This window comes from Streptomyces sp. NPDC054866 (assembly GCF_053610745.1).
Genome location: NZ_JBSGZA010000002.1, coordinates 1,455,716 through 1,474,043 on the forward strand (window position 1 = coordinate 1,455,716; position 18,328 = coordinate 1,474,043).

Genomic DNA, 18,328 nt, shown 5'->3' on the forward strand with positions numbered 1-18,328 from the left:
CAGTGAGTCAGGTCCTCGACGCACCACCCCGCACGGCGGCCCCGGCCCTCGACCCGGCCGAGCTCGCGGCCCGGCACGGCCTGACCGTCAGCGGCGCCCGCCCCACGCTCCCCGCGTACGTCCGGCAGCTGTGGCAGCGCCGCCACTTCATCACCGCCTTCGCGACCGCCAAGCTCACCGCCCAGTACAGCCAGGCGAAGCTCGGCCAGGTCTGGCAGGTGATGACTCCGCTCCTGAACGCGGCGGTCTACTACTTCATCTTCGGCGTCCTGATGAACACCAAGCACGACGTCCCGGACTACGTCCCGTTCCTGGTCACCGGCGTCTTCATCTTCACGTTCACGCAGAGCTCGGTCATGGCGGGCACCCGCGCCATCGCCGGCAACCTCGGCCTGGTGCGTGCCCTGCACTTCCCGCGGGCCGCGCTGCCGGTCTCCTTCAGCCTGCAACAGCTCCAGCAGCTCCTGTTCTCCATGGGCGCGCTGGTCGTGATCCTGCTCTGCTTCGGCGTCCCGCCGAGCATGTCCTGGCTCCTGGTGATCCCGGTCCTGCTCCTGCAGTTCACGTTCAACACGGGCCTGGCCCTGGTGATGGCCCGCCTGGGCAGCAAGACGCCCGACATCGCGCAGCTGATGCCGTTCGTGCTGCGTACGTGGATGTACGTGTCCGGGGTGATGTGGAGCATCGACGCGGTCCTCAAGGACCAGCATCTGCCGCACGCCCTCCAGGTCCTCCTGGAGTGCAATCCGGCCGCCATCTACATCGACCTGATGCGCTTCGCCCTCATCGACAGCTTCCAGGCGGACCAGCTCCCGCACCACGTCTGGGCGTGGGCGGTGGGCTGGGCGCTGCTCGCCGGAGTCGGCGGATTCATCTACTTCTGGAAGGCAGAGGAGACGTACGGCCGTGGCTGACACCAGGAAAGACAACGCCCCCACCGTCATCGTCGACCAGGTCGACATCGTCTACCGCGTCCACGGCACCGGCGCCACCGCGGGCCGCGGCAGCGCGACCGCCGCCATGGGCCGCATCCTCAAGCGGGGCAGGAGCGGCGGCGAGGAGTCCGGCGTACGCAAGGTGCACGCCGTCAGGGAGGTCTCCTTCACCGCCCACAAGGGCGAGGCCATCGGCCTGATCGGCACGAACGGCTCGGGCAAGTCGACCCTCCTGAAGGCGATCGCGGGGCTCCTGCCGGTCGAGAACGGCCGCATCTTCACCGACGGCCAGCCCTCCCTGCTCGGCGTGAACGCGGCCCTGATGAACGACCTCACCGGAGAGCGCAACGTCCGGCTCGGCGGCCTGGCGATGGGCATGAGCCGCGAGCAGATCCAGGAGCGCTACCAGGACATCGTCGACTTCTCCGGCATCAACGAGAAGGGCGACTTCATCACGCTCCCGATGCGTACGTACTCCTCCGGCATGGCGGCCCGGCTCCGCTTCTCCATCGGCTCAGCCAAGGACCACGACGTCCTGCTCATCGACGAGGCCCTGGCGACCGGCGACCGCTCCTTCCAGAAGCGCTCGGAGGCCCGCATCCGCGAGCTGCGCAAGCGCGCGGGCACGGTCTTCCTGGTCAGCCACAACAACAAGTCGATCCGCGACACCTGTGAGCGCGTGCTCTGGCTGGAGCACGGCGAGCTGCGCATGGACGGCCCGACGGAGGACGTCCTGAAGGAGTACGAGCGGTTCACCGGCGGCAAGAAGTAGGGCTCTCAGCGCTCCAGGAACGCGAACAACTCCTCCCAGCGCCGCACGACTTCATCCGTCGTGTAGCGCTGGATGTTCACCCTGGCCAGCTCCCCCATCCGGTCCCGCAGCTCCTTGTCGGACATCAACGTGTCCAGCCTGCGCGCCAGTTCAGCCGTGTTCCCGAGCCGCGCGAGCAGTCCGTCCACGCCGTCCTGGACGATCTCGTGCACGCCGGGCGCGCAGTCGAAGGCCGCGCACGGCACTGCGGTGGCCATCGCCTCCATCAGCGCGAGCGGGAAACCCTCGCCCCGTGACGACTGCACGAACACCGACCCGCCGCGCAGCGCTCCCGGCACATCGCTCGTGCGGCCCATCCACTCCACGGAGCCGTCGAGGCCGAGGGCCGTGCACTGCTTCTTGAGCATCTCCTCGTCCTCGCCGGAGCCGTAGATCCGCAGCTTCCAGTCCGGGTGCAGCGGCGCGACCTCCGCCCAGGTGTCGAGGAGCATGTCGATGCCCTTCTGGTCGTGCAGGCGGCCGATGCTGGTGACGATCTTCTCGGTGCGCCGCGAGGGCACTTCGGGCATGAACGGCAACGGGTTCGGCATGAAGGACGCGTTGTCCATGCCCTGCCTGATCCACAGGTCGGCGTCCTCGCGGGTCAGCGCGAGCATCCGGTCGATGTCCTTGTAGTGCTTGCGCACGCGCCCGAAGCGCGAGCACGCCCGCGAGTACGCGAACGACTCGTGGCTCATGCCGATGACCAACATGCCGGTGGTGTCGGCGAGTTCGACCCACTCCATCGCCCACACCTGCGTGACGATGACGACGGCTCCGGGCCCTGCCTGCGCGAAGAGCGCGGTCAGCTTGGCGGCCTGCTCGTGCATGCCCTCCGCTCGCCGCTTGCGCAGCCGGTGCTCGGCCACGTTGAGCCGCCCCTTGATGCCGCGCGCCGGGCCGACGCGCGGCGGGTGCTCGTCGTACAGCGTCGTGGTGGGGTAGGGCAGGTCGGTGCCGATGTCCTGCGGGACGCCGGGGTCCGTGATGCCGACGACGTGCACGCGGTGGCCGCGCTCGGCGAAGAGGCGGGCCATCTGGTGGGACCAACTGGTGATCCCACCCAGCTCGTTGACGCTGTTGGAGACGAAGAATATGTCCCGCGTCCGCTGAGCCGTCCGGATCGCTGTTGTCTGACTCACTTGCCGCTCCAGTGCGAGAAGAACTGATCGACGATGCTCTTGGCGGCGTCGCCCCGGTCGTACTCACCGAAATCGGCCACGAACCGCTGCCGGGCGCCCGCGTATTCGAGGGCCTGCTCGTCCAGGGCCTTCAGCGCCGCGAACAGCTCGTCCTCGGTGTCGACCACCGGGCCGGGAGCCCGTTCCCGCAGGTCGAAGTACGTCCCTCGCCCTTCGTGCACGTATTCCTCGTAGTCGTACGTGAAGAACAGCATCGGCCGGTCGAGGTGCGCGTAGTCGAACATCACGGAGGAGTAGTCGGTGATCATCGCGTCGGCGAGCTCGTAGAGCGGCGTGACGTCGTGGTGTGCGGAGACGTCGATGACGCGGCCGCGCACGGACGGCGGGAGCACCACGTGGTTCAGGTAGTGCGAGCGCACAAGGAGCACGTAGCGGTCGCCGAACTCCTCCGCGAACCGCTCCACGTCGAAGGGCAGTTCAAAGCGTCCGTGCCGGCCGCCGTGACGGCGGAAGGTCGGCGCGTACAGCAGCACCCGCTTGTCCTCGGGGATGCCCAACTCCGCTGCCAGCGGCCCGCGTTCACGCAGGCCGGTCGTGTCCTCGGCCTGCTTGGCCCGCACCAGCGCGTCGTTGCGCGGATAGCCGACCCTGAGCAGCACCTTCTCCTTCAGGCGCAGGGCCTTCGCCAGGGTCCGCACGTCGTGCTCGGAGCGGATCAGGAAGCGGTCGAAGCGGTCGAGGACGCGCTGCTGCTCGTCCTGCCGCGGCTTGCTGCGCAGCTTCCAGGCGGGCTCGTCGAAGCCCATGCGCTTGAGCGCCGAGCCGTGCCAGGTCTGGATGTACGTCGTCTCGGGCCGCTTGGTGAGCTTGAGCGGGTAGCTCTGGTTGTCGACCCAGAACTCGGCCTGCGCGAGGGCCTTCAGGTACGGCAGCGACCAGCGCCGCACCAGCGTCGCGTCCGGCGGAAAGCCCTCGGGGCTCCCCGAGTAGGACCACACGGCGTCGAAGTCGAGGCCCTGGCGCCGCATCTCCTCGTAGATCGCCCGGGGGCTGTCGCTGTACTGCTTGCCGAGGTGGCTCTCGAAGACGACCGTGCCCTTCTTCACTGGCAGGCGGCTGAACACCTCGTCGTACACGCGCAGTTTGCTCTGCCCGGACGTGAGGTCCTTGCGCAGCTTCTTGGCCTTGCGGAAGCCGGTCTTGGCCAGGCGCCCCGGCACGCCCTGCGTCCCGCGGGCCACCAGGTCCTGGATCCGGTCGGCCGCCGTGTCCCGCGTGACGAGCCGGAACGCGAGGTGCCCGCGCTGCGAGACCTCGGGCTCCATGTGGTCGGCGACGAGGCGGGTCAGCCTCGGCCGCACCGGAAGCCTCCCCTCGGCGAGCCCCGGGTCGCACGCGGTGAGCCGCGTCCTGGTGCGCACGCCGTCGGCGGTGAGGTGCAGGCGCACGTCCCAGACCGCGTCGACGACTCCGAGCGGGCGCAGCCGCCGCGCGAGGTCGACGGAGGCCTCCCAGGTGATGGCGTCGCCCTCGTACCGCACGGCGGAGACCGGGAAGCGGAAGGTCTGGAGACTGCGGCGGCGGGCGCTGAACTCCAGCTCGGCGGTGAGCACGGCGTCCGGGCCGACGACGCCGAGCGGGTTGGTGATGCGGCCCGCCATGCGGACGGTCCCCGCCGACTCCTCGTACCGCGTCAGGACGTTGCGCAGGAACATCTGGTCGAAGCGCTTGCCGTGGTAGCCGAGCTCGGTCACGTCGAGGACCTGGCGGCCGAACGGGTCGTCGAGGTGTTCGGCGCACCAGTACACGCGCCCGTCCAGTTCGGCGAGGGGCGAGGAGATCTTGTCGCGGTTGGTGAGGGTGTCGACGGCGGGCAGCAGGTTGTCCCAGTCGCCCTGCTCCAGGAGGTAGGCGCAGATGGCCTGAATGGGCTGCACCTCGTCGTAGGCGGCGCGGTCGAGCCCGGCGAGGTAGCCGCGGGCGAGCCCGGCGAACTCCTGGCGGAAGGAGGCGTCGCGGAACGGCAGGTCGCGCAGGTGGAGCACCAGGTCGTGCTTGAGGAACTTGATGTCCTTGGCGAGCCGCAGCTCGTCGAGGCCGCGCTCCGCGAGCAGCGCGTCGATCCGGCGGTGGATCTCCAGGCGGTGCTCGAAGTTGGTCATCTCGTGACGGCGGTTGGTCACGGACTTCGCGGCGGCGCGCTCGTGGACGTGCCAGAAGTAGACCTGGTTGGGGATGAGGGTGATGCGCTCGGCGGCGAGGTAGGCCTCGGCGATGAACATCAGGTCCTCGTAGAACATCCCCTTGGGGAAGCGGAGTGCGTTCTCGACGAGGAAGTCGCGGCGGTAGAGCTTGTTCGTGGAGAGCGTGTCCCAGACGAACAGGTCGGGCAGCTCGGTGACGGACTCCAGGGTGCGGGTCGTCGCGTAGAGCCAGGGGTACCACCGGTCGCGCTTCTTGTTGCGGGTGTCCATGGAGAGCCGTACGCAGAGCCCGGAGACGATGTCGGAGCCCTCGCGCTCGGCGGCTTCGAGGAGGTTGCGGCAGGCGTTGCGCTCCAGGACGTCGTCGCTGTCGAGGAACATCACGTGGCGTCCGACGGTGTATCCGATGCCGACGTTGCGGGGCTCACCGCCCGCGCCGCTGTTCTCCGGCAGTTGGTAGGCCCGCACCCGCTCGGGGTGCTCGGCGGCGATGCTCTGCGCCGTCTCGTACGAACCGTCCGTGCTGCAGTCGTCGACGATGACGACCTCGACGCCGTGCAGCGTCTGGTCGAGCACCGACCGCACGGCGGTCGGCAGCCGCTCGGCGTCGTTGTAGACGATCACCACTACGGACACATCGGGTCGCGCCTCCGGCGTCCCCCGCTCAGATATCGCTCCCATGCGTCCCTCCAGTCAGATGCCAGCTCATCCTACTAATTATCGCTAATGCCCGATTGGCGCTCTTCAGGGGGGTGTGAACGGCCTAGTCCTGATACGCGAAAGGGGGCGCCCCGAGCCGTCAGGCCCGGGGCGCCCCCATCGACGTACGACGGATGTACGCGGACTACGCAGGACTACGAGTGCGTACGCAGCAGCGTCCTCATCGTCCGCATGGCGACCGACAGGTTCGCCAGGTCGAACGCGTCCGAGCTCTGGATCTCGTCAAGGGTCGCCCGCGACCGGCTCAGGATCGCCGCGTTCTTCTCCTCCCAGGCCTTGAAGCGCTGCTCGGGAGTGTCCTCACCGTTCCCGGCGGCCAGCACGTCGGCCGTCAGGGCGGCGTGCGCCGCGTACAGGTCCTCGCGGATCGACGCGCGCGCCATCGACTGCCAGCGGTCGGCCCGCGGCAGCTCGATGATGCGGTCCATGAGCTGGGTGATCCGCAGCCGGTCGGCGAGGTCGTAGTAGACCTCGGCGACGGCCATCGGCTCCTTGTCCATGCGGTCGGCGACCGCAACGATGTCGAGCGCCGGGAAGGCCGAGGAGAACCCGGCGACGCGCTGGGCGAGTTCGTCGGGGACGCCCACGCCCGTCAGCTCGTCGCGGATGCTCTGGTACCACTCCTGGTCGGAGCCGCGCAGCAGCTTCGGCAGCTCGGTCCAGACCTCGGCGACGCCCTCGCTGAAGAAGCCGATGGTCTCGGCGAGCTGGAGCGGCTGCGGCCGGTTGTTGAGCAGCCAGCGCGTGCCGCGCTCGACGAGGCGGCGCGAGTGCAGCCGGATGCGGGTCTGGACGTCGGCCGCCACCACGTTGTCGAGCGCCTCGACCGCGTCCCAGACCTTGCTCAGACCGAAGATCTCGCGGGCCGCGAGCTGCGCCCTGACGATCTCCTCCAGGGAGGCCCCGGTCTCCTCACGCAGCCGGTGCAGGAACGTCGAACCGCCTGTGTTCACCGTGTCGTTGACGAGGACCGTGGTGACGATCTCGCGGCGCAGCGCGTGCCCGTCGACCTGCTCGGGGAACTTCTCCCGCAGGGCCTCCGGGAAGTACGCGTGCAGCAGTCCGCGCAGGTACTCGTCGTCCGGGAGCGTCGTCTGGATCAGCTCGTCGGCCGCTGTGATCTTCGTGTACGCGAGGAGCACGGCGAGCTCGGGCTGGCTGAGCCCGTGGCGGGAGTTCAGGAGCTCGCGGATCTGCCGGTCGGTGGGCAGGAACTCCAGTGCCCGGTCCAGGTGACCGTCGCGGCCCAGGCGGCGCATGAAGCGCTGGTGGGCGTGGAGGAGGGACGGGGACTGGGCGACCGCGTTCGACAGGGCGGTGTTCTGCGCGTAGTTGTTGCGCAGGACCAGGGTGCCGACCTCGTCCGTCATCGCCGCGAGGAACTTGTTGCGCTGCTTGACGGTCATGTCGCCGGCTCCGACGACCGCGTTGAGCAGGATCTTGATGTTCACCTCGTGGTCGGAGGTGTCCACGCCCGCGCTGTTGTCGATGGCGTCGGTGTTGATGTGCCCGCCGGCGCGCGCGAACTCGATGCGGCCGAGCTGGGTCAGACCGAGGTTGCCGCCCTCGCCGACGACCTTGACGCGCAGGTCGGCGCCGTTGACGCGGATCGCGTCGTTCGCCTTGTCGCCGACGTCGCTGTTCGACTCGGCCGACGACTTCACGTACGTACCGATGCCGCCGTTCCACAGCAGGTCGACCGGCGCCTGGAGGATGGTCTGCATCAGGTCGGCCGGCGTCATCTTGCCGACGCCCTTCTCGATGCCGAGGGCCTCGCGGATGTGGGCGTTCAGCTGGATCGCCTTGGCGCTGCGCGGGAAGATCCCGCCGCCCGCGGAGAGCAGCTCCTTGTTGTAGTCCGCCCAGGAGCTGCGCGGCAGCTCGAACAGACGGCGGCGCTCCGCGTACGAGGTCTCGGCGTCCGGCCTCGGGTCGATGAAGATGTGCCGGTGGTCGAAGGCGGCCACCAGGCGGATGTGCTCGGAGAGCAGCATGCCGTTGCCGAACACGTCACCGGACATGTCACCGACGCCGACGACCGTGAAGTCCTCGGTCTGGGTGTCGGTGCCCAGCTCCCGGAAGTGCCGCTTGACGGACTCCCAGGCGCCGCGGGCGGTGATGCCCATGCCCTTGTGGTCGTAACCGGCGGAGCCGCCGGAGGCGAAGGCGTCACCGAGCCAGAAGTTGTACGACTCGGCGACCTCGTTCGCGATGTCCGAGAACGTCGCGGTGCCCTTGTCGGCGGCGACCACGAGGTACGTGTCGTCCTCGTCGTGCCGCACGACGTCGGCCGGGGGCACGACCTCGCCCGCGACGAGGTTGTCGGTGATGTCGAGCAGCGCCGAGATGAACGTCTTGTAGCAGGCCACGCCCTCGGCCAGCCACGCGTCGCGGTCGACGGACGGGTCGGGCAGCTGCTTGGCGACGAAGCCGCCCTTGGCGCCGACGGGCACGATGACGGTGTTCTTCACCATCTGCGCCTTGACCAGGCCGAGGATCTCGGTGCGGAAGTCCTCACGCCGGTCGGACCAGCGAAGACCACCGCGGGCGACCTTGCCGAAGCGCAGGTGGACGCCCTCGACGCGCGGCGAGTACACCCAGATCTCGTACGCCGGGCGCGGCGCGGGGAGGTCGGGGATGGCCTGCGGGTCGAACTTCATGGAGACGTAGTTGTGCGGCTTGCCGCCCTCCGCCTCCTGGAAGAAGTTCGTACGCAGCGTCGCCTTGATGACGGTGAGGAAGGACCGCAGGATGCGGTCCTCGTCCAGGGACGCGACCTGGTCGAGCGCGCCGTCAAGCTCCTCCAGGAGCCCGTCGGTCAGCTCGGTCCCGGCGCGCTGGCGGTCGGGGGACATCCGCGCCTCGAAGAGCGAGACGAGCAGCCGGGTGGTGTGGACGTTGTTGCGGAGGGTGTCCTCCATGTAGTCCTGGCTGAAGGTGGAGCCCGCCTGGCGCAGGTACTTGGCGTAGGCGCGAAGGACCATCGCCTGGCGCCAGTTGAGCCCGGCCCGCAGGACGAGCGAGTTGAAGCCGTCGACCTCGGCCTCGCCGGTCCAGGCGGCGGAGAAGGCCTCCTGGAAGCGCTCGCGGCCGTCGTCGCCGAGGTAGTCGCCGTTGCCGTTCTGCGACTTGGGCAGGCGAAGGCCGAAGTCGTAGATCCACGCGTTCGTGCGGTCGGTGCAGCGCAGCTCGTAGGGCCGCTCGTCGGTGACCTCGACGCCGAGGCGCTGGAGCACCGGCAGGACGGCGGAGAGCGAGACCTGGCCGCCGGAGCGGTAGATCTTGAAGCGGCGCTCGCCGGGGGCGGCGCCCACCGGCTCGTACAGGCTGAGCGCGAAGTCCTCGCGGCCGTGCTTGAGCTGCTCCAGGTGCTGGAGGTCGGCGACGGCCGCGCGCGGCGTGTGGTCCGCCTTGTAGCCCTCGGGGAAGGCGCCCGAGTAGCGGCGCAGCAGCTCGGCGGCGCGCTCCTCGCCGCACTCGGCGGTCAGCGCCTCGCCGAAGCCGTCGGCCCAGGAGCGGGCGGCCTCGACGAGCCGCGCCTCGATGCGGTCGGTGTCGGCGTCGGTGAGCTGCGGAAGGCCGCCGCCCGGCGCGACGCGGACCACGAAGTGCAGCCGGGAGAGGATCGACTCGGTGTTCCAGGCGGTGAAGTCGACGCTGTCGCCGCCGAGCTCCTCCTTGAGGATGTCGATGATCCGCAGCCGGACGCCGGTGGTGTAGCGGTCACGCGGCAGGTAGACCAGGGCGGAGTAGTAGCGGCCGTACTCGTCCTTGCGCAGGTAGAGCCGCAGTCGGCGGCGTTCCTGGAGGTAGAGGACGGACGTGACGATCGCGCGCAGCTCGTCGGGCGGGGTCTGGAACAGCTCGTCGCGCGGGTAGGTCTCCAGGATCTGGAGCAGGTCGCGGCCGTCGTGGCTGTTGGGCGAGAAGCCCGCGCCCTTGAGGACTTCCTGGACCTTGCGGCGGATGACCGGCACGCGGCGCACGGACTCGGTGTACGCGGCGGACGAGAAGAGGCCGAGGAAGCGGCGCTCGCCGATGACGTTGCCGTCGGCGTCGAACTTCTTCACGCCGACGTAGTCGAGGTAGCTGGGCCGGTGCACGGTGGCACGGCTGTTGGCCTTGGTCAGCACGAGCAGCTTGTGCTCGCGTGCCTTCGCGCGCGCGTCCGCGGGCAGCCGGCTGAAGGAGGGGCTGACCGGGTGGTCCTCCTCGCCCTCGTGCTTCGGGTCGGCACGCAGGATGCCGAGGCCGGTGCCGGGCACGGCGGCGAGCGAGTCCTCGTCCGTCAGGTCGTACTCACGGAAGCCCAGGAAGGTGAAGTGGTTGTCGGCGAGCCAGCGAAGGAGCTCGCGGGCCTCGTCGACCTCCTGGTCGCGCAGGTCGTCGGCGGTCGGCTCGGTGGGGAGCTCATCGGCGATGCGCAGCGCGGCGTCGCGCATCTTCTCCCAGTCCTCGACGGTCTCGCGTACGTCGGAGAGGATCCGGAGCAGATCGGCGGTGATCTGCTTCAGGTCCGCGCGGTCGGTCTCGCGGTCCATCTCGACGTGGATCCAGGACTCGGTGACCGCGTCGTGCGGGCGCTCCGTGCCGGGGTCGGTGAGGACCTCCAGGAGCTTGCCGGTCAGATCCCGTCGTACGACGACCTGGGGGTGGATGACGACGTGGATGCCGCGCCCCTGGCGCGAGAGCTCATTGGTGACCGAGTCGACCAGGAAGGGCATGTCGTCCGTGACCACCTCGACGACGGAGTGGCTGCATGTCCAGCCGTTCTCCTCGACGGTCGGGGTGTGCACGCGGACGTTGGCCGTGCCCTGCGGGCGGTTCTCGGCAAGCCGGTAGTGGGAGAAGGCTGCTCCGAAGACGTCGACCGGGTCACGGTCGGCAAGGTCCTCCGGGGCGGTGTGCAGGTAGTAGCGCTGGAGGAACGCAAGGGCCATGTCCTCGTCAGGAGTGGCCCCGTCGCCCTTCGACCCGGTCGGTGCGCCATTCGGTAGGCGGCCACCTGCCGGGCTGTTCTCAGCTACCCGGGCCGCCCGTGTGAGCAGCTCGGCTTTGGCTTCGTCCAGCTTGGTCTGCATTGTCCTCTGACTCCTGTCGCGCGCCGTTGCGTGACGTAGAAGGAAGTGATCCGACGTAACGCCGCGACGCGGGGTCTCCGGTCGAAGTCGACGTTATGCCGCGGTGAGAGATGGGCGGGCGGTTATCCGCCATTTTCAGCGGTTTCGCTGACCGATGGCCGGGGTGATGTGGCTGGCCGCACCGCCAAGAAGCGTCAGCGACGTCCCGGGCACGGATGTCCTCCGTGTTCCCCGGGCGCAGGGCGGGGGCGTACACGCCCCCGCGGGATATCGCGCTGATCACGGGTCAAGGCTATCGCCCTCCACCCGGGAGTCGTCATGAGCCGTATGTGTACAAAAGCAGGGGTGGAAGTTTGACACTCTGCACAGAGACTTTCGCGCCACTTGTCAGCGATGGGGCCCCTCTCCGGACCGGTGGACCCCCTTGGCAAACCGGACGGGCGGATGCACGTTGAGCGGGACGGACGGACAGCGCGCGACGGCGGGCCCGGTCGATGGACGACGGCCCGCCCACGAGTGGGAGCGAGCACCGAGATGGCAGCCAAGATCCTGATAGTGACCGGAGACGCGGCGGAGTCGCTTGAGGTCCTGTATCCCTTCCAGCGGCTGCGCGAGGAGGGGTACGACGTCCACATCGCCGCCCCCGCCCGCAAGACGCTGCAGTTCGTGGTGCACGACTTCGAGCCGGGCTTCGACACGTACACGGAGAAGCCGGGCTACACCTGGCCCGCGGACCTCGCCTTCTCCGAGGTCGATCCCGGCCAGTACGTCGCTCTGGTGATCCCGGGCGGCCGGGCCCCGGAGTATCTGCGCAACGACCCGGAGCTCCGCAAGATCCTCAAGTCCTTCTTCGACTCGGACAAGCCGGTCGCGCAGATCTGCCACGGCCCGCTCCTGACGGCGGCGATCGGCGGCCTGAGCGGCCGCAGGGTCACGGCGTATCCGGCCCTGGAGCTGGACATGCAGACGGCGGGCGCGACGTTCCGTGACGCGGAGGTGGTGGTCGACGGCACCCTGGTCTCGGCCCGCGCCTGGCCGGACCACTCGGGCTGGATGAGGGAGTTCCTCACGGTGCTGCGGGCGAAGGCGCCGGTGACGTAGGCGGGAGCTGGGCGGCGTGGCTCAGGCGGCGAGCCGCTCGGCCACGTCCACGGCTTCGGCAAGGCTGTCGACGACAGGGACGTCGCCCCCGAGAGCCTCCAGACTGGCCCGGCTGTGGGACCCCCCGGTGTAGAGCACGGCCTGAGCGCCGACATGCGCCGCAGCTACGGCATCGTCAACGGCATCCCCGATGACGACAATGCGCTCGGCGGCGGTAACCCCTTCGAGCGCCGCGAGGTGCAGCACCATCCGCTCGGCCTTGCCCGCGTGCGAGGTGTCCGTGCGGCCGTCGATGCGCACGAAGTGCTCCTCGATCCCGTGCCGCCGCACGATCGGCACGAGGTGCTCGTGCGGCGCGAGCGACAGCAACGACTGCGTACGCCCTGCCGCCCGCCGCTCCGCGAGCAGCTCGGCGGCACCGTCGGCGAGGCCGCATGCCTCGGCCCGCGCCCAGTAGTGCTTGTGGAACACGGCGTCCATGACCTGCCACTCGGCGTCCGTGGGCAGCCGCCCCATGAGCCGCTCGTAGAAGAGCGGAACGGGAACGCAGTAGAGATCGCGGTACCGCTCGAGCGTGATCGGTTCGAGCCCGAGCTCCGCGAAGGAGGCGTTCGTCGACTCGATCACCGCATGAATGTCATGCAGCAGAGTCCCGTTCCAGTCCCAGACGATATGCGCCCCGCGCGTCAGCTTCCCCATAAAGAAACGGTACCCGCGCCACCCCCAACCCCACGCCCCGGCCCACTCCCGGCACCTCCGGGCCCCAATCCCCACACCCCCGGGGCCCGGGCCCCGAACAAGCCTTTCCCACCCACCCACCCGATTGCCCCGCAGTGCCACGGGCGCGGGTGGGGATTTGCACGGCGGGGGCGGGCGGGGGTGATCCGTATACGTCGGGGTGGGCCAGTGTTCGCCCAGCAAGGACGACGCACCCGCAGCCGGCAGCGCACGGGAGGGGACGTGCCGGTATGTCTGCCCGGAGCACGGTTCGCGGCGCTCCGGCGCCGAAGTAGCTACGCGGCCACCGGACGATAGCGAGGACGGACATACCGGCGCGGCCCCGCACCCACAGACGAAGCAGCCCCGCAGCAACGCACAACGAGCCGCACCCGGCAACGCACCACCCCGCAGCCAAAGCACCCCCGCCCCGCCCAAGCCCCGCAGGGACCCCTCAGCTGATCAGCCCAGGAATCTCCTGCGTCGCGAACCAAAGCAGCTCATGATCCTCGACCCCGTCCACAGTGAACCGCGCATCCTCGTCCCCCTGATCCGCAGCCTCCAGAACCCCCACCGCCGCGGCAACGTCCCCCTCCGCGTCCCCCGCATCCACATGCACCGCCGCGACCTTCTTCAGCCCCAGCACTCCAGCGACCCGCACCGCCCCGATACCCAGGCCCCCCTCAGGCACCCCCTGCTCAAGCGCCCCGTCCGCCACATCCGCGGCCAGCACGACCCGCCGCCGAGCCGCCCCCGGATCCCCCGCGATCAGCCGCAGCGAAGCAAGCGCGGCCCGGCTCAGGGCGGCGTACTCCAGCTCCTCGATGTCGTCCGAGACGTACCACTCACGCAGAGCGGGCGTCACGGCATAGGCGGTCAGCGGCCCGGGGCCCAGCTCGCCCGCCTTGTGCACTTCGGCGAGACGGCTCAGGGTCAGGGGAACGTAGACGCGCATGACGGCCCGCTTTCACAGTCAGAGACTCGGAGTCGGAGTCTCAGGGTCGGAGTTACAGAGTCGGAGTTACAGAGTCGGAAGGTCGAAGTCCCGGAGTCGAAAGGTCGCGCAGAAGGCAACTCGACAGACCCCCAGAAACAGACCCCCAGAATACGTCCGGGCGTCCCCCTTCGAGCTGTGCCCCACACCCACCCCCCACGTCACCCGCAACGCCCACTCTTCACCCGGCCCACCCCAGCACCCCCAAGGAACACCGCACCCCCGGCCACCCTGATAGGTGACTTCTCCGCCCCTCGCCCCCACACCCCGCAGCCCCTTGCGACCCCCACCCCGCCCCCCGTACAAGATCTCCGACGGAAGTTACTCCCCGGTACCAAACCCAGGAGCCGGGACACCGAAGCCGGAGGCGACACGGCATGCACAAAGTAATGACCAGGCCCCGTCCCCGCCCGCCGGTGACCACCCGCCCACCGGGCCGTACGGACCCGCGCCGCCCCTCGGCAGCCCGCACCGCCGCCCGTACAGCACGTACCCCCACGCGCCCCCTCAGGACCCCGCCCCAGCCCCCACCGCACCCCACGGAGCTCTTCACCGAGCGCCTGCTCCTGGTCCTCAGCGGCCAGAAGCCGGTCCACTGGGCGGCGCGCCACATCGCCCACACCGCTTTCGACGACCTGACCCGCCTCGCCGAACTCGCCCCCTTCAACGTGAACGACCGCCGCCCCACGATCCACCGGATCGGCCACTACGAACCCCGCCCCGGCGTCTACGAGGTCTTCGCGAGGATCGGCGCGGGCCCCGCCCTCAGGGCCCTGGCATTCCGGCTGAGTCTCGGCGCGGACCAGAGGTGGCGCTGCACAGCGGTCGAAGTGGGAACGCCCGCCAGATGACAACCAGATGGCAAGAGGACAACGCGAAGGGCCGGGCACCAACGGCGCCCGGCCCTTCGCACTGCTACAGCGTCACGCCACTACTTCTTGCGGCGACGCCCACCCTTCTGAGCCTTACGCCGCTCCGCCCGCGTCATCCCGTCCGACTCGGACCGCACGCCCGCGTCCTCGGTCTCGAAGTCCCCCTCGTCGACGCCGCCCTCGGCGTTCGGCGCCTGGAAGTGGAGACGGTCGGGCCGCTGCGGAGCCTCAAGGCCCTTGGCGCGGATCTCGGGACGGCCGCCACCGGCGGGCACGGCGTCCTTCTTGGTCAGCGAAGCCCCGGCCTCGGCGGAGTCCGACACCGGAACCTCCTCGACCTGCTGCTCGACCTGGACCTCCAGGTTGAACAGGTAGCCGACGGACTCTTCCTTGATGCCGTCCATCATGGCGTTGAACATGTCGAAGCCCTCGCGCTGGTACTCGACCAGCGGGTCCTTCTGCGCCATGGCGCGGAGGCCGATGCCCTCCTGGAGGTAGTCCATCTCGTAGAGGTGCTCGCGCCACTTGCGGTCGAGCACCGAGAGGACGACCCGCCGCTCCAGCTCACGCATGATCTCGGAGCCGAGCTGCTCCTCACGCGCCCCGTACTGCTGGTGGATGTCGTCCTTGATGGACTCGGAGATGAACTCGGCGGTCAGACCCGCGCGGTCACCCGCGTCCTCCTCCAGCTCCTCGATGGTGACCTTCACCGGGTAGAGCTGCTTGAAGGCGCCCCACAGCCGGTCCAGGTCCCACTCCTCGGCGAAGCCCTCGGCGGTCTCCGCCGCGATGTACGCGTCGATCGTGTCGTCCATGAAGTGCGTGACCTGGTCCTGGAGGTTCTCGCCCTCCAGGACGCGGCGACGCTCGCCGTAGATGACCTCGCGCTGGCGGTTGAGGACCTCGTCGTACTTCAGGACGTTCTTACGCGTCTCGAAGTTCTGCTGCTCGACCTGCGACTGGGCGGACGCGATCGCGCGCGTCACCATCTTGTTCTCGATCGGCACGTCGTCCGGGACGTTCGCCATGGCCATCACGCGCTCGACCATCTGCGCCTTGAACAGGCGCATCAGGTCGTCGCCCAGCGAGAGGTAGAACCGGGACTCGCCCGGGTCGCCCTGACGGCCGGAACGACCGCGCAGCTGGTTGTCGATGCGGCGCGACTCGTGGCGCTCGGTGCCGAGGACGTAAAGACCACCCAGGCTCTTGACCTCCTCGAACTCCGCCTTCACGGACCGCTCGGCCTTCTCCAGGGCGGCGGGCAGTGCGGCGGCCCACTCCTCGACGTGCTCGACGGGGTCGAGGCCGCGCTGGCGCAGCTCCGCCTCGGCGAGGTCGTCGGGGTTGCCGCCGAGCTTGATGTCCGTGCCTCGTCCGGCCATGTTCGTGGCGACGGTGACGGCGCCCTTGCGGCCGGCCTGGGCGATGATCGGCGCCTCACGGTCGTGCTGCTTCGCGTTGAGCACCTCGTGCTGGACGCCACGCTTGGAGAGCTGCTGGGAGAGGTACTCCGACTTCTCCACGGAGGTCGTGCCGACCAGGATCGGCTGGCCCTGCTCGTGCTTCTCGGCGATGTCGTCGACGACGGCGGCGAACTTCGCGACCTCGGTGCGGTAGATCAGGTCCGACTGGTCGGCGCGGACCATGGGCCGGTTCGTCGGGATCGGCACGACGCCCAGCTTGTAGATCTGGTGGAACTCGGCGGCCTCGGTCATGGCCGTACCGGTCATGCCGCAGAGACCGGGGGTCTCCTTGCCGTCGTGGTCGTGACGCTTGTAGAGGCGGAAGAAGTTCTGCAGGGTGATCGTCGCGAGCGTCTGGTTCTCGTCCTTGATGTCCACCCCTTCCTTCGCCTCGATCGCCTGGTGCATGCCCTCGTTGTAGCGGCGGCCGGCGAGGATACGGCCGGTGTGCTCGTCGACGATCATGACTTCGCCGTCGATGACGACGTAGTCCTTGTCCTTCTTGAAGAGTTCCTTGGCCTTGATGGCGTTGTTGAGGTAACCCACGAGCGGCGTGTTCACCGACTCGTACAGGTTGTCGATGCCCAGCCAGTCCTCGACCTTGGAGACACCGGACTCGTGGATGGCGACGGTGCGCTTCTTCTCGTCGACCTCGTAGTCCCCGGTCTCCTCGATGCCCTTCAGGGTGTTGCCGGCCTCGCCCTTGGTGAGGCGGGTGACCAACTTGGCGAAGTCGCCGTACCACTTGGTGGCCTGGTCGGCGGGGCCGGAGATGATCAGCGGCGTACGGGCCTCGTCCACCAGGATCGAGTCGACCTCGTCGACGATCGCGAAGTTGTGGCCGCGCTGCACCAGTTCGTCCTTCGACCACGCCATGTTGTCGCGCAGGTAGTCGAATCCGAATTCGTTGTTCGTGCCGTACGTGATGTCGCAGGCGTACTGCTCGCGGCGCTGGGCCGGCGTCATGTTGGCGATGATGCAGCCGACGGACAGGCCCAGGAACTTGTGGACGCGGCCCATCATCTCGGAGTCGCGCTCGGCCAGGTAGTCGTTGACCGTGATCAGGTGCACGCCCTTGCCCGAAAGGGCGTTGAGGTACGCGGGGAGGGTGCCGACGAGCGTCTTGCCCTCACCGGTCTTCATCTCGGCCACATAGCCGAGGTGCAGCGCGGCGCCGCCCATCATCTGGACGTCGTAGTGCCGCTGGCCGAGGACGCGCTTGGCGGCCTCGCGCACCGTGGCAAAGGCTTCGGGGAGGAGGTCGTCAAGGGTCTCGCCGTCGGCGTAACGCTCCTTGTACTCCTCGGTCAGCGCGCGCAGCTCGGCGTCGGAGAGGCTGACGAAGTCCTCTTCGATGGAGTTGACCTGGTCCGCGATGCGGTGCAGCTTGCGCAGGATCTTGCCTTCGCCTGCACGCATGATCTTCGAGAGGACGGACACGAGGGTTGGTCTCCTTGCCGGTCGGGCCTGGCATGGTCGGTTTACTCATAGGGCAACGGCCATCGTAAGCGAGGAGCGGGCCGCGCCGGGAGGTCTGCCGATACGTCAACGGACGGGGGGCCTGGAAGGTGCCGGGTTGTGCCGATCAGCGCTCGGCGAAATGCGGGTGAAAGCTCGGCCAAAAGCACTGGCCCACAAGGCCTCACCCCCGCAGAATCACCGGATGGAGCCCGTCACCCTCACCACCGAACGCCTGATCCTGCGCACCTTCACGCCCGCCGACACGGACGAGACGTACGAAGCCTGCCAGGACGCCGACATCCAGCGCTGGACCACGATCCCCTCGCCCTACGCGCGCACGGACGCGGAGGGCTTCATCACGCGCATGGTGCCGGACGGCTGGCGCCACGACACGGAGTACACCTTCGCCGTACGTCCCCGGGGCGGCGGCCCGCTGATCGCCGCCGCCAGCCTCCACCACCCGCGCTCGGGCGCGTGGGAGGTCGGCTTCTGGACGGCGAAGGAGCACCGGGGCAGCGGCTACATGACGGAGTCCGTCCTCGGCCTGGCCAGGTGGGCCTTCACCGACCTGGGCTGCAACCGCCTGGAGTGGCGCGCCGAGGTCGGCAACACGGGTTCGCGCGCGGTGGCGGACAAGGCGGGCTTCACCTTCGAGGGCACCCTGCGCGGCGCCCTCCTGAACAAGGCCACGCTCCGTGACTGCTGGGTGGGCGCCCTGCTGCCGAGCGACCTCGGCCTGCTGTCGATCCAGCCGTATCTGCCGGCCCAGGGCTGAAGGCGCGCCCCTCGGCTCATCCGCCGACGTGTTCCCGCAGGCCAGGCGGCGT

11 protein-coding genes are annotated in these 18,328 nt (G+C 69.1%); 5 read left to right on the top strand and 6 right to left on the bottom strand.

Going from position 1 to position 18,328, the window contains the following annotated elements:
- Window positions 1-2 precede the first annotated feature (2 nt).
- Both ACWGI2_RS15205 and ACWGI2_RS15210 read left to right on the top strand, forming a co-directional pair.
- Window positions 3-914, top strand: coding sequence for an ABC transporter permease (locus ACWGI2_RS15205; protein WP_453695670.1), 912 nt, complete (start codon window positions 3-5; stop codon window positions 912-914).
- A complete protein-coding gene (locus tag ACWGI2_RS15210) occupies window positions 907-1,707 on the top strand; it encodes an ABC transporter ATP-binding protein (RefSeq protein WP_453695671.1) in 801 nt (266 codons plus the stop codon). Before ACWGI2_RS15205 ends, ACWGI2_RS15210 begins: the two co-directional genes overlap by 8 nt.
- Window positions 1,708-1,712: 5 nt before the next feature.
- Here the strand turns inward: ACWGI2_RS15210 and ACWGI2_RS15215 are convergent, their stop codons facing one another.
- The 3 genes from ACWGI2_RS15215 to ACWGI2_RS15225 all read right to left on the bottom strand — a co-directional run bounded on the left by ACWGI2_RS15215 (window position 1,713) and on the right by ACWGI2_RS15225 (window position 10,893).
- Window positions 1,713-2,888 (bottom strand): glycosyltransferase, encoded by a 1,176-nt coding sequence (locus ACWGI2_RS15215; protein ID WP_453695672.1) that lies wholly within the window; start codon window positions 2,886-2,888, stop codon window positions 1,713-1,715.
- Window positions 2,885-5,773: a bifunctional glycosyltransferase/CDP-glycerol:glycerophosphate glycerophosphotransferase gene (locus ACWGI2_RS15220; protein ID WP_453695673.1), complete on the bottom strand. Its 2,889-nt coding sequence runs from the start codon at window positions 5,771-5,773 to the stop codon at window positions 2,885-2,887. Before ACWGI2_RS15220 ends, ACWGI2_RS15215 begins: the two co-directional genes overlap by 4 nt.
- Before the next feature lie 173 nt (window positions 5,774-5,946).
- On the bottom strand, window positions 5,947-10,893 hold the full coding sequence (locus ACWGI2_RS15225; protein WP_453695674.1) for an NAD-glutamate dehydrogenase: 4,947 nt from the start codon (window positions 10,891-10,893) through the stop codon (window positions 5,947-5,949).
- A 534-nt stretch (window positions 10,894-11,427) separates the two neighbouring features.
- Between ACWGI2_RS15225 and ACWGI2_RS15230 the strand changes: the two genes are divergently transcribed.
- Window positions 11,428-11,994, top strand: coding sequence for a DJ-1/PfpI family protein (locus tag ACWGI2_RS15230; RefSeq protein ID WP_453395852.1), 567 nt, complete (start codon window positions 11,428-11,430; stop codon window positions 11,992-11,994).
- A gap of 21 nt (window positions 11,995-12,015) precedes the next feature.
- Here the strand turns inward: ACWGI2_RS15230 and ACWGI2_RS15235 are convergent, their stop codons facing one another.
- Both ACWGI2_RS15235 and ACWGI2_RS15240 read right to left on the bottom strand, forming a co-directional pair.
- Window positions 12,016-12,693, bottom strand: coding sequence for an HAD family hydrolase (locus ACWGI2_RS15235; protein ID WP_453395853.1), 678 nt, complete (start codon window positions 12,691-12,693; stop codon window positions 12,016-12,018).
- Window positions 12,694-13,165: 472 nt separating this feature from the next.
- A complete protein-coding gene (locus ACWGI2_RS15240) occupies window positions 13,166-13,666 on the bottom strand; it encodes a DUF6912 family protein (RefSeq protein WP_453695676.1) in 501 nt (166 codons plus the stop codon).
- A gap of 428 nt (window positions 13,667-14,094) precedes the next feature.
- Here ACWGI2_RS15240 and ACWGI2_RS15245 point away from each other — a divergent pair, with 428 nt between their 5' ends.
- Window positions 14,095-14,556: an Rv3235 family protein gene (locus ACWGI2_RS15245; RefSeq protein ID WP_453695677.1), complete on the top strand. Its 462-nt coding sequence runs from the start codon at window positions 14,095-14,097 to the stop codon at window positions 14,554-14,556.
- 80 nt (window positions 14,557-14,636) lie between these two features.
- Here ACWGI2_RS15245 and secA read toward each other — a convergent pair whose 3' ends face one another.
- On the bottom strand, window positions 14,637-17,480 hold the full coding sequence (gene secA, locus ACWGI2_RS15250) for a preprotein translocase subunit SecA (RefSeq protein ID WP_453695678.1): 2,844 nt from the start codon (window positions 17,478-17,480) through the stop codon (window positions 14,637-14,639).
- Between the two features lie 223 nt (window positions 17,481-17,703).
- Here secA and ACWGI2_RS15255 point away from each other — a divergent pair, with 223 nt between their 5' ends.
- Entirely contained in the window at window positions 17,704-18,276 is a 573-nt protein-coding gene (locus ACWGI2_RS15255) for a GNAT family N-acetyltransferase (RefSeq protein WP_453695680.1), read from the top strand.
- Window positions 18,277-18,328: the final 52 nt, after the last annotated feature.